11 protein-coding genes, 1 tRNA gene, 1 rRNA gene and 1 other RNA gene are annotated in these 15,055 nt (G+C 67.1%); 11 read left to right on the top strand and 3 right to left on the bottom strand.

What is annotated here, in order from left to right; all coding sequences use genetic code 11:
• A 5S ribosomal RNA gene (gene rrf, locus J4O73_RS18900) occupies positions 1 to 113 on the top strand; the annotation flags it as partial.
• A 62-nt stretch (positions 114 to 175) separates the two neighbouring features.
• Positions 176 to 251 (top strand) — tRNA-Ala (locus J4O73_RS18895).
• Between the two features lie 65 nt (positions 252 to 316).
• Here J4O73_RS18895 and J4O73_RS18890 read toward each other — a convergent pair.
• The 3 genes from J4O73_RS18890 to J4O73_RS18880 form a co-directional block, all read right to left on the bottom strand.
• Positions 317 to 547, bottom strand: a complete 231-nt coding sequence (locus J4O73_RS18890) for a hypothetical protein (RefSeq protein ID WP_426219810.1) — start codon at positions 545 to 547, stop codon at positions 317 to 319.
• Between the two features lie 727 nt (positions 548 to 1,274).
• Positions 1,275 to 2,003 (bottom strand): sugar transferase, encoded by a 729-nt coding sequence (locus J4O73_RS18885; RefSeq protein WP_426219808.1) that lies wholly within the window; start codon positions 2,001 to 2,003, stop codon positions 1,275 to 1,277.
• Between the two features lie 1,557 nt (positions 2,004 to 3,560).
• On the bottom strand, positions 3,561 to 4,379 hold the full coding sequence (locus tag J4O73_RS18880; protein WP_426219806.1) for a hypothetical protein: 819 nt from the start codon (positions 4,377 to 4,379) through the stop codon (positions 3,561 to 3,563).
• Positions 4,380 to 4,772: 393 nt separating this feature from the next.
• On the opposite strand from J4O73_RS18880, the gene J4O73_RS18875 reads away from it, so the two are divergent.
• From J4O73_RS18875 to murD, 9 genes are all read left to right on the top strand, one after another.
• Complete coding sequence (locus J4O73_RS18875) at positions 4,773 to 5,213, top strand: VOC family protein (protein ID WP_426219805.1); 441 nt, start codon at positions 4,773 to 4,775, stop codon at positions 5,211 to 5,213.
• 52 nt (positions 5,214 to 5,265) lie between these two features.
• An RNA gene (gene rnpB / locus J4O73_RS18870) (RNase P RNA component class A) lies at positions 5,266 to 5,659 on the top strand.
• 403 nt (positions 5,660 to 6,062) lie between these two features.
• Entirely contained in the window at positions 6,063 to 7,109 is a 1,047-nt protein-coding gene (gene rsmH / locus J4O73_RS18865; protein ID WP_426219834.1) for a 16S rRNA (cytosine(1402)-N(4))-methyltransferase RsmH, read from the top strand.
• Positions 7,106 to 7,516 carry a cell division protein FtsL gene (gene ftsL / locus J4O73_RS18860; protein ID WP_378973395.1) on the top strand — a complete coding sequence of 137 codons (411 nt, stop codon included), beginning with the start codon at positions 7,106 to 7,108 and terminating at the stop codon, positions 7,514 to 7,516. Before rsmH ends, ftsL begins: the two co-directional genes overlap by 4 nt.
• 127 nt (positions 7,517 to 7,643) lie before the next feature.
• Positions 7,644 to 9,428 carry a peptidoglycan D,D-transpeptidase FtsI family protein gene (locus J4O73_RS18855; RefSeq protein ID WP_426219832.1) on the top strand — a complete coding sequence of 595 codons (1,785 nt, stop codon included), beginning with the start codon at positions 7,644 to 7,646 and terminating at the stop codon, positions 9,426 to 9,428.
• Entirely contained in the window at positions 9,425 to 10,885 is a 1,461-nt protein-coding gene (locus J4O73_RS18850) for a UDP-N-acetylmuramoyl-L-alanyl-D-glutamate--2,6-diaminopimelate ligase (RefSeq protein ID WP_426219803.1), read from the top strand. The genes J4O73_RS18855 and J4O73_RS18850 overlap by 4 nt, the downstream gene beginning before the upstream one ends.
• Positions 10,882 to 12,342, top strand: a complete 1,461-nt coding sequence (locus J4O73_RS18845) for a UDP-N-acetylmuramoylalanyl-D-glutamyl-2,6-diaminopimelate--D-alanyl-D-alanine ligase (protein ID WP_426219830.1) — start codon at positions 10,882 to 10,884, stop codon at positions 12,340 to 12,342. Before J4O73_RS18850 ends, J4O73_RS18845 begins: the two co-directional genes overlap by 4 nt.
• Before the next feature lie 46 nt (positions 12,343 to 12,388).
• Positions 12,389 to 13,474: a phospho-N-acetylmuramoyl-pentapeptide-transferase gene (gene mraY, locus J4O73_RS18840; RefSeq protein WP_426219801.1), complete on the top strand. Its 1,086-nt coding sequence runs from the start codon at positions 12,389 to 12,391 to the stop codon at positions 13,472 to 13,474.
• Positions 13,475 to 13,686: 212 nt separating this feature from the next.
• Positions 13,687 to 15,048, top strand: coding sequence for a UDP-N-acetylmuramoyl-L-alanine--D-glutamate ligase (murD, locus tag J4O73_RS18835; protein ID WP_426219799.1), 1,362 nt, complete (start codon positions 13,687 to 13,689; stop codon positions 15,046 to 15,048).
• Positions 15,049 to 15,055 lie beyond the last annotated feature (7 nt).

Genomic DNA, 15,055 nt, shown 5'->3' with positions numbered 1-15,055 from the left:
GGTGGCTCGAGCGGCGTGCCCAGAACCCGATCCCATCTCGAACTCGGCCGTTAAACACGCCAGCGCCCATGGTACTGTGCCTCAAGGCACGGGAGAGTCGGTCGCCGCCAGACCCGCACAACGCAAGAAACAAACCATTCCCTCTTATCGGATTTCGCCTCTGGGCGAAAAGGTTGGGGCCTTAGCTCAGCTGGGAGAGCGCTTCCATGGCATGGAAGAGGTCATCGGTTCGATCCCGTTAGGCTCCACCAATCCTTCACGATTGTAGACATCCTCACTACGAGGCGGCCTTGAGCCGTTGGCGGTGCGTTGGACCTCAGGTCTCGCCCGGCAACGGCCGCATCAGCATGCCGATGAGGAAGGCCAACTCGCCGCAGACGAGCAACATCACACCCCGCCGGACGCCCGTGCCGAAGCCGAGATTGTAGACGGCATAGCCGTAGGCGAGTTCGGCGCATACGATCGGAACGAAGACCGCCAGCATCCAGACGGCACCGAACCGGCCGAGCACCAGCCCGACCAAGGTGTTCAGCAACATCCCCTTCATGCCGTACGCAACTCCCGGAAGGTTTCGCTGGCGTCCTTGAGCCGCCGATGAATGGATAGGCGCGAGAGGGTGGAACTCTCTCGCTGGATCATGCGTAGGAGGAGAGGAAGGACGGCCTTACAGACCCCTTCTATCGTCGGCTGGGCGCGTGCGCCATTTCAGGAACTTACCGACCGCGACGCCGAGAGGCACCGACAGGGCGACCCACATTCGGGCAAAGCGCAGAACTTTCCGCATGTATGTCCCTCGACTCAGCTTAGAAGCGCCGGCGGTGCCGACTGCGATTCTCTGAAAGGCGAACAATCGGATTTGGACGGTGTTCCTCGATCACGAACAAAGAGCGGTCCCACCCCCCTGGGAGCCGCCGTCGCGTAAGGCGGAGGCCAAACGGAAGGAGAATGCAGCCATCGCGCTCATCCTTCTGGTCACGATATTTTGCTTAATTTCACCCGTCGCCGGTGGAACTTTAGTGGCAATGATTGTTGCCCTTTCGGGACATTGAGGGCAGAATCCCACGCAACGAAACGTCAAGCTTTCGCGCGTTAAGCGACGAAGCGACATCGCGGGGGGGCAACGTCAATGCACTGGACCGCCGTTATCCTGGCGGCTTATGCGGCCTGTTTTCTGGAAATTTGGCGTCTCTGCGACCAGGCCCCAACGGCTCCGGAGGATCCGACCGGAGGACTTTAGCCTGTAAGCGTCATCTCGACGCTCGCGTTTGGCCGCCTCAGCGGCTGCCGCGCTGAGCGAAGACGATCGGGATGGTCTTGAACAGGATCACAAGATCCCGCCGCAGGCTCCAGCGGGCGGCATAGTCGAGATCGAGGGCGACACGCTCCTCGTAGGACGTGTCGGAGCGACCCGATACCTGCCACAGGCCGGTGACGCCCGGCGGCACCGAGAAGCAGGTGTTAAAGGCAGAACCATAGCGCGCCACCTCGGCCTGAACGATCGGCCGGGGGCCGACGAGGCTCATGTCGCCTCGCAGCACGTTGATCAGTTGAGGCAACTCATCGAGCGAAGTCTTGCGTAGCACCCGGCCGAGCGCGGTCACACGCGGATCGTTGGTGAGCTTCTGCGTGGCGGCCCATTCGGCCCGCGCCGCAGCGTTGTCCGCAAGATGGGTGGCCAGCGCTGCTTCGGCATCGACGACCATCGTGCGGAACTTCAGGCAGCCGAAGGGACGCCCCCCGCGGCCGAGGCGTCGATGGCGGAAGATCGGTGACTTACCATCCCCCATCCACACTGTTACGGCGACGAAAATCAGAAGCGGCAGGAGTAGGAACAGAGCCGAGCCCGCGACGGCAACATCGATGAAGCGCTTTGCCGCAACGCTCAGGCGCCGCTCGAAGCCGGAGACAGCCCGGGGCGTCTTCAGCGAGCCGTTTAAGAAGGAGAAGATGGGCTGCGACGCAAGTGCGGACCGGACTGTCGACTGTCCGTTGGAACGCGGCATGTTCGCAGATCCTCTCGCGGCCGGGAGACGGTTAAGCCATTCTTAATTAGCGCTCCATAACAAACGTGATTGCACTGCACAAGCTAACAGGATGAAATCTGTCCAGTCGTGCCGTGATAGTACTTGGTTGAAATCGGCAATCGGATAGAGATCGATCGCCACAAAGTTCGACATGACTGTAAATAATTCAGAGGCACATTGCCCTTCTTGAGGGTCGTTTTCGCAGTAGCGAGCCCAAGGGGCAATCATGTGTTCGCTCTGTTGCCACTCTCGACCTTCGCTGGAGACGAGGGCGGCATCTCAATGCCGAATCCTATACGCCCGGTGGTATGATTGCGTCTGTCTGCAACTTCGCATTGCAATCACGATGGCGTGCGCCTCTGCACGTTTTGGCTCTCAGTAATAAATACGTATGCGCTCTTCGACTGAGCGGAGGTTAACGCATGTGGCCAATTTAGGGCTGCATTTCGAACGCGCCTCTCGTGACGGAACGGCGTGCGTACTTCGACACAGCTTCAACACCTAAGCATTGGCTGAACGGATCCCGCCGCGATTTCACGGGGGATAGTTCGCAAAGCGCATTTAAAACTTGGATCAATTGCGAGGCATGAATCGTGTGACGGGCGAGCCATCGGCTTAGTCGCCCGGTCTCATAGGCTCGAATTCATCCGATCGGCAGGTGAAGGCTCGCGGTGGGCGGTGCAGCGTGCACGGTTCTATTGATTCCACTTCCAGAGTACGGGCTCGACCAAAGTGTGAAAGGCCACGCCCTGCAAGTGTGATCTTTAATCAACATAAATCTATGAGGCCGGAAAACAGGTAAGAGCCTTCCTTGTGTTGAATGGTTCGCAAAAATAGATCTTATTGAGAAAAAGCCGCCGTCGTTATCCCGTGAACGGGATTTTGTCTGTGAAGTATGCCGCCCCACGGAGCATTACATAGTGTAAATCATTGTCGGTTCCAACGGCGGCTGCGTTCGTGGCAGGCACGTCTCATAGAATCAGAAGGCCACAAACCCACCGATCATGGAGGAAAGCTCACTCTGGACTGTCACGGCAGATCAACGCTTTCGGATCACCTGACGCTCGGGCATGCTTCTCTAGATCCGTATCCGACCGCGTTGAGCCGCCCCCGTCGATGGATTCCCGGCCGTCTTTGCGAGCGCAGCGAAGCAAGCCAGGGAGGCGTACCGTTCTCAAGCGTCCCGCTGCCCTGGCTTGCTTCGCTGACGCTCGCAAAGACGGAGGCACGTGAGCCAGCTTGGTGGAAGACGGCTCTAGCAGGGGCTCAAGGAGCCAAGAACCGCCCGAGTCCATGCGGGCCCCGACCTCTTCGGCATGAAGCTCGTTGACGCCGATCGCCTCGACGATGCGTTGATCGCATCTCTGACGGAGAAGACTCGCGAAGCCGCATGACCCGCTGGAAGCGAAAGGATTGAGCCGTTTGGGTGCAGGGGAGGGCAGGCCGATCGTAAAGGTCCCGCTGTGATCCAAAGCCGCCGCTGCCGGGCGGCTCCGGTAAGAGACGAGGGGCCGTCACCGCTCCCGGCACGGCCGTTCACCGGGTGACCACGCTCGGCTCCTTCGCATTGTGTCGCGGCTGCAGAGCGAGAAGCCCGGCCGAGTAGATCAACGAGATCAGCAGGGCTGTACTCAGGGCGTACGCGGCACCGAAGGACCGGACAGTCAGGTGAAGCGTGAGCAACGTCAAGCCGAAGCCGAACACGCCGCGGATTGCAAGGCTGGCCAATCGGGCCATCGCGGCTCCGCCGAGGCGACGATGCAGGATCACGAAGGTGCTCGTAAGGGTCACCGGGAAGGCGGCGACGATTCCGGTCCGCGCGGGACCCAAAGCCGAACTGACAGCCAGGACGGCAGTGACGAAAAGCGCCACGGCCGCTGCCCGGACGAGGAGGTCGAGCGGTCTTGGTCTGGCGACGACGGGGCTTCTGACCAGCGAGGTTCGCACCGCCATCCGGGTCGAGACGATACCCACCCCATAGACGAGCACGTTGAGCAGAAGCGCCGTCAGAGACGTCCACGACACGGCGGAGATGGCGCAGGCCGCCACAAGCCATGCCAGTGTCGCAGGACCAAGGACCGCCACGAGACCACGGCCAGCAGCCCGCAAAGTGTAGACGGTAAGGAACAGGCCAGTCGCCGCGTTCGCTGCAAAGCCGTTGAGGGCTGCTCTGGCGACGAAGTCAGTATCGTGCTCCAGCGCCATGAACACGTAAGCCGGTCCCGCCGAAACCGGCAGGCTGACGATGAGAGCCCCCCAGACCGGTCCAAGGATCTCCGCCAGCACGGAGGCGAGCACGACCACGGTCCCAGAAATCAATGCCCGGACGAGGGCGGTTACCCAGATGACGGTCAAGGCTGTTCCCAAGCATCGTGTGGCCAACCGTGACCGGCTTCGGATCTCCGGCTTCGCTATAACGAGCGATGAGCAGGAGCCAAGCACCGGATTGGGCTTACGGCCATGGCCGTCTGACGTGGTCCTCTTGCGCCTATGCAGCGGGAATGAGCCTACCTTCCTCCGGAACGAGCGCTAAAGCCGTATCCGACTTGATTGCCTCAGGCCGGAGGCTCTAGCCCATTGTTTTGACGCGCATTCTTGCGACGAACCGGTATCCACTTCGTCGGAATGCGCTCTAGCTAGCAGAAGGATCGCCGTCTTATCCGAAGCGATGGCCCACCCGCGGCGGGCGGGTCAGCGTCGTGCCGGGAAGCAAGACTTCTTATACAACAGCAAGAGGATAGCCTCGCGATGGAATACCTGCACACGATGGTGCGCGTCGCCGACCTCGACCGCGCTCTGGCCTTCTACGTCGATGCGTTCGGACTGCAGGAAGTCCGGCGCGTCGAGAACGAGAAGGGCCGCTTCACGCTGGTGTTCCTGGCGGCGCCGGGGGATGTTGCCCGCGCCCAGGAGACCAAGTCGCCCCTCGTGGAGCTGACCTACAACTGGGACCCCGAGACCTACACGGGCGGCCGGAACTTCGGGCATCTCGCCTACCGGGTCGATGACATCTACGCCCTCTGCGACAAGCTTCAGAAGGCGGGGATTACGATCAACCGTCCGCCGCGCGACGGTTACATGGCCTTCGTGAAGTCCCCCGACGGCATCTCCATCGAGATCCTGCAGAAGGGCGAGGCCAAGCCGCCGCAGGAGCCGTGGGCGTCCATGGAGAATACCGGCACGTGGTAAGGCGGCTTGGCCCTTGACCGCCGGGGCGGCAAGGGCCCATGTCGCCCCCGGATCAGTCGGCCGGGCGGCCGCTCCGGGCTCGCCCGGGGAGGAAAGTCCGGGCTCCATGGAGAGACGGTGCCGGATAACGTCCGGCGGGGGCGACCCCAGGGACAGTGCCACAGAGAGCAGACCGCCCCGGATCCGTCCGGGGTCAGGGTGAAAGGGTGCGGTAAGAGCGCACCGCGGACGCGGCAACGCGGACGGCACGGCAAACCCCACCGGGAGCAAAACCGAATAGGGGCGGCGCGTCCCCCGCGAGGGGGGCAGGCCCGCTCTCCAGGCCAGTCGCCCGGGTTGGTTGCTCGAGGCGGTCGGCAACGACCGTCCCAGAGGAATGGCTGCCACGTCGGAAGGCCCTCGGCCTTCCGGCCCTACAGAACCCGGCTTACAGGCCGACTGATCCGCATATTCACCGAAATCCCCGCATCGTCAGCATGTTGAGCCGCGAAGGCCCTGCGGGAGCCTGGGTGGATTCTCGGGAAAAACACACCATCGGTTAACCTTGCCGGGTTCTAGATCGGCGGACGGCGGGCGCGTCCGGCGCGCGTTGACGACCTTCCGAGGCCCATGATACCCGGCTCCCTCCCGTCAGCGGCGACTATCGGATCGCCGGGCGTCACCTGCGGACCCGCAGGGGTCGTCCGTTCGCGGGTGACTGCGCCCAGCGCCTCCGTCGCCGCTCCCGTCATGCGAGCCGCCCCCGCGCGGTCCGGACCAGGGCGACATGAGAGTGACCGCACGTCCCCACGCTTTCACGACCGTCGTCGGGTGGCCCATGCCGTCCGCTCGTCAGCCCGGTTCACCGACATGAAGGCCCGGCCCGGCCGCGCGCCCGTTCCGGCGTCCGACGCGCCGCACATTCCCGTTTTGCTCGACGAGGTGATCGCGGCCTTGAGCCCGGCCGGCGAGGGCGTGATCATCGACGGCACCTTCGGCGCGGGCGGCTACACCCGCGCCCTGCTTGCCGCTGACCCGGGCCTCCATGTCCTCGCCATCGACCGCGATCCGAACGCGATCGCCGGGGGGCAGCCCCTCGTCGCGGAAGCGCAAGGCCGCCTGAGCCTGATGCCGGGCCGGTTCGGCGACCTCGACGCCCTCGCCGAACAGTCGGGGAAGGGGCCGGTCTCCGGCGTGGTGCTCGATATCGGCGTGTCCTCGATGCAGCTCGACACGCCTGAGCGCGGCTTCTCCTTCCGCCACGACGGTCCCCTCGACATGCGCATGGGCGCCGAGGGGCCGAGCGCGGCCGACATCGTCAACGAGACGGACGAGACCGAACTCGCCGACATCATCTACCATTACGGCGAGGAGCGCCGGTCACGGGCCGTCGCACGTGCGATCCACGAGGCGCGCCGCCGGGGCCGCATCGAGACCACGGCGCAGCTTGCCGAGATCGTGGCGGGCGTGGTCCGGGTCGAGCCCGGCAGCCACATCCACCCGGCCACGCGGACCTTCCAGGGACTGCGCATCGCGGTGAACGACGAACTGGGCGAACTCGTCCGGGCGCTGCACGCCGCCGAGCGGGTGCTGGCGCCGGGCGGACGCCTCGCCGTCGTGACCTTCCACTCCCTCGAAGACCGCATCGTGAAGCAGTTCTTCGCCGCGCGGAGCGGACGCTCGTCGCAGGGCTCGCGGCATCTGCCGTCGCAAGGCGCGCCGGAGCCGCGCAGCCTTCAGCCGGTGACCAAGGGGCCTGTCCTGCCGGACGAGGCGGAACTGGCGCGCAACCCGCGCGCGCGCTCCGCGAAGCTGCGCGCCATGGCGCGCACCGACGCCCCCGTCCCACCGCCGCTGAGCGCCATCGAGACCCTGGCGAGCCTGCCCGACCAACGCCGCGGAGGCGCGCGCCGATGATCCGCCTGCTCAACCTGCTGGCGATTGCCGGGCTCGTCGCCTCGGCGATCTACGCCTACTCGATCAAGTACGACACGCTGTACCAGATGGGGCAGGTGTCCAAGGTCCAGACCGCCCTGCACAAGGAGCGGCAGGCCATCGCGGTGCTGCGGGCGGAGTGGCAGTTGCTCACCCGGCCGGACCGCCTCCAGGCGGCGGTGGAGAAGCACCTCGCGCTGGAGCCGATCGGCATCAGCCATCTCGGCCGGATCGCGGACCTCCCCGCCCGGCAAGAGCGCGGCGATGAGATCGGCCGCCTTCTCGCGGCGACGGCCACGCCCAAGGAAAAGGGCACGCCCGAGCCACGCACCACGGGCGCGATCAGCCGCACCGTGACGACGACCCGTACCCCGACCGCCACGAGGTAATCCCTTGTCCGACGCGCAGGATCATTCGGAGCGCCGGGAGCCGGTTTTCGGCACTGAGGGCGAACAGGTTCCGGCCGCCGCGCCGGAGGCGTCTCCGCCCGTGCCGGAGCAGGACGCCGCGCGGCTGATGCAGGCCGTCGAGGAGGTCATGGCCCCGCGCGATCCGCGCCGGGTGCGCCTGCGCCGCCTTGCCCGGGACATGTTCCGCCTCGCCATCGAGCGCTCGCATGTGCGCGTCGCGCTGGTCGGGCTCGTCTTCCTCGGCGTGTTCGGGGCGATCTCCGCGCGCCTGCTCACCATGGCGATCTTCGGCGAGCCGCCGAGTCAGGAGCACCGGGCGGCGGCCTCGTCCTCGACCGCCTTCCGTCCCGATATCGTGGACCGCAACGGCGAGATCCTGGCCACCGACATCCGCACGGTCTCGGTCTTCGCCGAGCCCGGCAACATCTACGACAAGGACGAGGCGGTCGAACTCCTCACCGCCGTCCTGCCTTCGCTCAACGCCTCGGAACTGCGCGCCAAGCTCGCCTCCCGCAAGGACCGCAAGGGCGCGGGCTTCGTGTGGGTCAAGCGCGAGCTGACCCCGAAGCAACAGGCCGAAGTGCATCGCCTCGGTATTCCCGGCATCGGCTTCCTGCCCGACCACAAGCGCGTCTACCCGAACGGCACGGCCGCCGCCCACATCCTGGGCGCGACGAACCTCGACGGCGTCGGCATCGCCGGCATGGAGAAGTACATCGACTCCACCGGCCTGCAGGCCCTCAACAGCTTCGGCCTCGTCAACAAGCAGGCGGATCTCAAGCCTATCCAACTCTCCCTCGACCTGCGCGCGCAATTCGCCGTGCGCGACGAGCTGGCCAAGGGCATCGAGCACTTCAAGGCCAAGGCGGGCGCCTCGATGATCCTCGACGTGAAGACCGGCGAGGTCATCGCCCTGGTCTCCATGCCCGATTTCGATCCGAACGACCCGAAGGACGCCCTGGCGCCCGACCGGATCAACCGGATGAATGTCGGCGTCTACGAGATGGGCTCGACCTTCAAGGCGATGACGCTGGCCATGGCCCTCGATTCGGGCAAGTACAACGTCAACTCGACGTTCGACACCCGGGGCGGCGTGCTCAATTGGGGCCGCCAGAAGATCCACGAGTATCACGGCACCAACCGCGTCATCACCATGCCGGAGGTGTTCACGCACTCGTCCAACATCGGCTCGGCCAAGATGGCGCTCGGCGTCGGCGTGCCCGGCCACAAGGCCTTCCTGAAGAAGATGGGCCTGACCGACCGCCTGCGCACGGAGCTGCCCGAGAGCGCGGCGCCGATCGTCCCGTCGCGCTGGAGCGAGATCAACACCATCACCATCGCCTTCGGCCACGGCATCGCGGTGGCGCCGCTTCAGGCGGCCATGGCGGTGGCGGCCATCGTCAACGGCGGCGACCTCATCACGCCGACCTTCCTGAAGACCGACCCCGCCTCGATCAAGGATCGCTCGACCCACGTGCTCTCGGCTCAGACGTCCGAGGCGATGCGCTACATCATGCGCCTCAACGCCTTCGAGGGCTCGGCCAAGAAGGCTTCGGTTCCGCTCTACTTCGTGGGCGGCAAGACCGGTACGGCCGAGAAGGTGATCGGCGGGCGCTACAACAAGAACCGGCTGTTCACGACCTTCATGGCGGCGGCGCCGATGAACGACCCGAAATACCTGTTCGTCACCATCATGGACGAGCCGCAGGGCCTGCCGGAATCCGGCGGCTACGCTACCGCCGCCTGGAACTCCGGTGTCGTCACCGGCAAGGTGATCGAGCGCGTCGCCCCGATCCTCGGCCTGCCGCCGCAATTCGAGGCGCCGGTCAGGCCCTTCCCGCAGATGGTGCGGCTCAACGCCTACCACGTGAACCAGCTGGGCGGCCCGTGACCCGGCTCGGCGACCTCTTCCCGGAGGCCACCGGCCCGGCTGCGGATGCGTCCGTCTCCGGTCTGACCGCCGATAGCCGCCGCGTGAGCGCAGGCGGCGTCTTCGTCGCCGTGCCCGGCACGAAGGCCGATGGGCGTCTCTTCGCGGCAAAGGCAGCGCAGGCCGGTGCCGTCGCCGTGGCGGGGGAGGGCGAGCGGCCCGCTGACCTTCCCGAACCGACGGCTTGGATCGCCGTTCCCGATGCCCGCCGCGCCCTGGCGCTGGCCGCCGCGCGCCTCTGCGGCCGCCAGCCGGAGACGGTGCTCGCCGTCACCGGCACCGCGGGCAAGAGCTCGGTGGCCGATTTCGTCCGCCAGATCCTTTCCCGGCTCGGCCGCGACTCGGCGAGCCTCGGGACCGTCGGCATCGTCACGAACCGGGGCGCGCAATACGGCTCGCTCACGACCCCCGACCCGGTCACCCTGCACGAGACCCTGGCCCGTCTCGCCGACGAAGGCATCACCGAGCTCGCCATGGAGGCCTCGTCCCACGGGATCGAGCAGCGTCGCCTCGACGGGGTGCGCCTGAGCGCGGCGGGCTTCACCAATCTCGGCCGCGACCACCTCGACTACCATGCCGACATCGAGGAATACCTCGCGGCCAAGCTCCGGCTGTTCACGGACCTGCTGCCTGCCGGCTGCCCGGCGATCGTCAACGCGGACGGCGCCTTCTCCGACCGTGTGATCGCCGCGGCGGAAGCCGCCGGGCGTCCGGTGCGCACCACCGGCCGGGCCGGGCAAGACATCCGCCTCGTCGCAGCCCGTACGGAGGGCTTCGCACAGGCGCTGACCGTCGAAGCCGGGGGCCGCCGTCACGCGTTGCGCCTGCCCCTCGTCGGCGGGTTCCAGGTAGAGAACGCCCTGGTCGCGGCGGGCCTCGCCCTGGCGGCGCCGGCCGGTGCCGCCGACCCGGACGGCGTGTTCGCCGCCCTCGACCATCTCACCGGCGTTCCCGGCCGCATGGAGCGGATCGGCCTCGCGCGCGGCGGCCTCTGTCTCGTCGATTACGCTCACAAGCCCGAGGCGTTGGAGCAGGTGCTGACCGCGCTGCGCCCCTTCGCGACGGGCCGTCTCGTCGTGGTCTTCGGCTGCGGCGGTGACCGCGACCGGGGTAAGCGCCCGCTGATGGGCGCCATCGCGGCCCGCTTGGCGGACCAGGTGATCGTCACCGACGACAATCCCCGCACGGAGGAGCCAGCCTCCATCCGCCGGGCGATCCTCGATGCGGCGCCGGACGCCGTGGAGATCGGCGACCGCGAGGAGGCGATCCGCCGGGCCGTCGGCGGCCTGGGCGAGGGCGACGTTCTGGTCGTGGCCGGCAAGGGTCACGAAACCGGCCAGATCGTGGGAGATCGGGTGCTTCCGTTCTCGGACCATGAGGTCCTTCGCGCCGCGATCGCCGCGCTTGCTGGGGGCTGACCTTGACCGCACTCTGGACCCCGGACGCCCTTGAAGCGGCCACGGGCGGACGCTGGATCGGCGCGCGCCGTCCGGTCTCGGGCGCCTCCATCGACACGCGCACCCTGGGCGACGGCGACCTGTTCTTCGCGATCCGCGGCGAGGCCCGCGATGGGCACGATTTCGTCGCGCAGGCGCTTCAGAAGGGCGCCGCTGCGGCCGTGGTGAACGAAGAGAAGGCGGACGCCCTCTCGGCGGCGGGTCCCGTCCTGGCTGTGCCGGGGGAGGGTGCCGACCCGGTTCTTACCGCGATGGAGCGGATCGGCCGTGCGGCCCGCGCCCGAAGCGACGCGGAGATCGTCGCCGTCACCGGCTCGGTCGGCAAGACCGGCACCAAGGAGGCCTTGCGCCACGTCCTGTCGGGACAGGGCGCGACGCACGCCTCGGCGGCCTCCTACAACAACCATTGGGGCGTGCCGCTGACACTCTCCCGGATGCCGCAGGACACGCGCTACGGTGTGTTCGAGATCGGCATGAACCATCCCTACGAGATCCTGCCGCTGACGCGCATGGTCCGGCCGCAGGTGGCCCTCGTCGTCACGGTCGAGCCTGTTCACATCGAGCATTTCGCGTCGGTCTCGGCCATCGCCGACGCCAAGGGCGAAATCTTCGCCGGGCTCGAACCCGGCGGGGTGGCGGTGATCAACCGCGACAACCCGCATTATGCTCGCCTCGCCGCCCATGCCATGGCCTCCGGTGCGGGGCGGATCGTGAGCTTCGGCGAGCATCCCGAGGCCGATGTCCGCGCCAACAGGATCGTTCTCCGCCCGGACCTGTCCGTGGTGGATGCGGTCGTGATGGGCGAGCCCGTCACCTACAAGCTCGGCACGGCCGGGCGGCACAGCGCCCTCAATTCGCTGGGCGTGATGGCGGTGATCCATTCGCTCGGCGCGGACCTTGCCGCCGCCGCCCTCTCGCTCGCAGCCCTCTCGCCTCCCGTGGGCCGGGGCGAGCGTACCGCCCTGGAGCTGCCCGGCGGCACCGCCTGGCTGGTCGATGAGAGCTACAACGCCAACCCGGCCTCGGTCCGCGCCGCCCTGGCGACGCTCGCCGGGATCGAGACCGGACCGCGCGGGCGCCGCATCGCCGTGCTCGGTGACATGCTGGAACTCGGACCGACCAGTCCCGACCTGCATCGCGGCCTCGCGGAGGCGGTCGAGGCGGCACGGATCGACCTCGTCTTCGCGGCCGGGCCGCTCACCCGCAACCTCTACGAGGCCCTGCCCGTCAGCCGCCGTGGGGCGGTGGCCGAGACCTCGGCGGACCTCGTCGAGCCCCTGACGCGAATCCTGCGGCCCGGCGACGCCGTGATGGTGAAGGGCTCCAACGGCAGCCGCATGGGCCGGATTGTCGAGGCGCTCAAAGGCCGTTACGCCGCAGCGCACACGCGCCGCGAGTCCATCGTCGCCATTCCCTGAGCGGTTTCGCCGCCACCCTGCCTGAACAGAGGGGCCGAGCGCCCGGATGCTTTACCTTCTCTCGGAACTGAGCAGCACCTTCACGCCGCTCAACGTCTTCCGCTACATCACCTTCCGCGCCGGCGGTGCGATGTTCACGGCGGGCCTGTTCGTGTTCTGGTTCGGGCCGTGGATCATCTCCCTGCTGCGCCTGCGCCAGGGCAAGGGCCAGCCGATCCGCGAGGACGGCCCGCAGACCCATCTGCTGACCAAGCGCGGCACGCCGACCATGGGCGGGCTGATGATCCTGGCGGGCTTCGTGGTGGCGGTGCTGCTCTGGGCGAATCCGCGCAACCACTACGTCTGGATCACCCTTGCGGTGACCCTCGGCTTCGGCGCGATCGGCTTCTACGACGACTACCTCAAGGTAACGAAGCAGTCGCACAAGGGCTTCTCGGGCAAGTTCCGCCTGGGCCTCGAAGGACTGATCGCGCTCGCCGCCTGCGTGACGATCTCGGCGTATTCTCCGCTCTCGCTGCAGAACCAGCTCGCCTTCCCCGTCCTGAAGGACGTGCTCCTCAATCTTGGCCTGCTCTACCCGCTGTTCGGCGCCTTCGTGATCGTCGGCTCGGGGAACGCCGTGAACATGACTGACGGGCTCGACGGCCTCGCCATCGTGCCGGTGATGATCGCCTGCGCGACCTTCGGCGTCATCGCCTACCTCGTCGGCAACTCCTTCACCGCGAGCTACCTGCAGGTGAACTACGTCCGCGACACCGGCGAACTCGCCGTGGTCTGCGGCGCGGTGGTCGGGGCGGGCCTCGGCTTCCTGTGGTTCAATGCGCCCCCTGCCCAGATCTTCATGGGCGATACCGGCTCCCTGGCGCTCGGCGGCCTGCTCGGCACCATCGCCGTCGCGGCCAAGCACGAGATCGTGCTGGCGATCGTGGGCGGGCTGTTCGTGCTGGAGATGATGTCGGTCATCATCCAGGTCGCCTCGTTCAAGCTCACGGGCAAGCGCGTCTTCCGCATGGCGCCGATCCACCACCATTTCGAGCAGAAGGGCTGGAAGGAACCGCAGGTCGTGATCCGCTTCTGGATCATCGCCGTGATCCTGGCGATGGCGGGCCTCGCCACGCTCAAGCTGCGGTGAGGCTTTTTCGACGCGCGGGCGTGGTGTAACACCTTCCAACTACGGCCATTCCCGGCACTCGACCTCATTCTGAGGTGCTGCGGAGCAGCCTCGAAGGAGGGTTCGAGCGTGCGCGGCGATCCCTGGAGCCCTCCTTCGAGGCCCGCGATGCGGGCACATCAGGATGAGGGTGGAAGGCGGGATGCGTCTTCATCGCCTTGTGTGAGTTCCCCATGACCCCCGTCACCACCTTCGCGGGCCAGAAAGTTGCCCTGTTCGGCCTCGGCGGATCGGGGCTCGCCACGGCGAGGGCCTTGATCGCGGGCGGCGCGGAGGTCGTGGCCTGGGACGACGGCGCCGAGGGTGTCGCCAAGGCGCAGGGGGAGGGGATCTCCACCGCCGACCTGCGCGAGCAGGACTGGTCCGGCTTCGTGGCCCTCGTGCTCGCGCCGGGCGTGCCGCTGACCCATCCCGAGCCCCATTGGAGCGTGCGGCGGGCGCAAGAGGCGGGCGTCGAGATCGTCGGCGACATCGAATTGTTCTGCCGGGAACGCCGGGCCATCGCGCCGGGCGCGCCGTTCGTCGCCATCACCGGCACCAACGGCAAGTCGACCACCACGGCCCTCATCGCCCATGTCCTGCGTCAGGCCGGACGTGACGTGCAGATGGGCGGCAATATCGGCACCGCGATCCTGTCGCTGGAGCCGCCGGATGCCGCCCGCGTCCACGTGATCGAGATGTCCTCGTTCCAGATCGACCTGACGCCCACCCTCGATCCGAGCGTCGGCGTGCTGATGAACGTGACGCCCGACCATCTCGACCGCCACGGCACGATGGAGCAATACGCAGGCATCAAGGAACGGCTGATCCGGGGTGCGGACCTCGCGGTGGTCGGCATCGACGATGCGCCGAGCCGCGCCATCGCCGACCGTCGCGCCGAGCGGCTGGTGCGGGTGCATGTCGGCGCCGGTCCCACGCAGGGCGAGGGTCTTCGTGCCGAGGCCGGGATCATTCGCGATGCCGCCGGGGCAGATCTCGCCGACGTGAACGGCATCGGCTCCCTGCGCGGCGCCCATAACTGGCAGAACGCCGCCGTCGCTGTCGCCGTCGCCCAGGCCCTGGGCTTGAGCGCGGACGAGATCCGCGCCGGTCTGGCCTCATTCCCCGGCCTGCCTCACCGGATGGAAGAGGTCGGACGCCGGGACCGGGTCCTGTTCGTTAACGATTCGAAGGCGACCAACGCCGATTCTACCGAGAAGGCGCTTACCGCCTTCCGGGACATCCACTGGATCCTCGGCGGCAAGGCCAAGGACGGGGGCATCTTCCCCTTGGTCCCCTATTTCGAGCGGGTGGCGCATGCCTACCTGATCGGCGCCGCCTCGGACGCCTTCGCCGCGACGCTCGAAGGCGCCGTACCCTATACCCGCTGCGGCACCCTCGACGTCGCCGTGGAGAAGGCCGCGCAGAACGCCGCTGCCTCCGGCGCCCCGGAGCCGGTGGTGCTACTCTCCCCGGCCTGTGCGTCCTACGACCAGTTCCGCAACTTCGAAGTGCGCGGCGACCGGTTCCGGGAGCTGGTGCAGGCGCTCCCGTAAGAACGGG

This window comes from Methylobacterium sp. NFXW15 (assembly GCF_049887755.1).
Lineage (GTDB): Bacteria > Pseudomonadota > Alphaproteobacteria > Rhizobiales > Beijerinckiaceae > Methylobacterium.
This window is presented reverse-complemented; position numbering and strand designations above follow the sequence as displayed.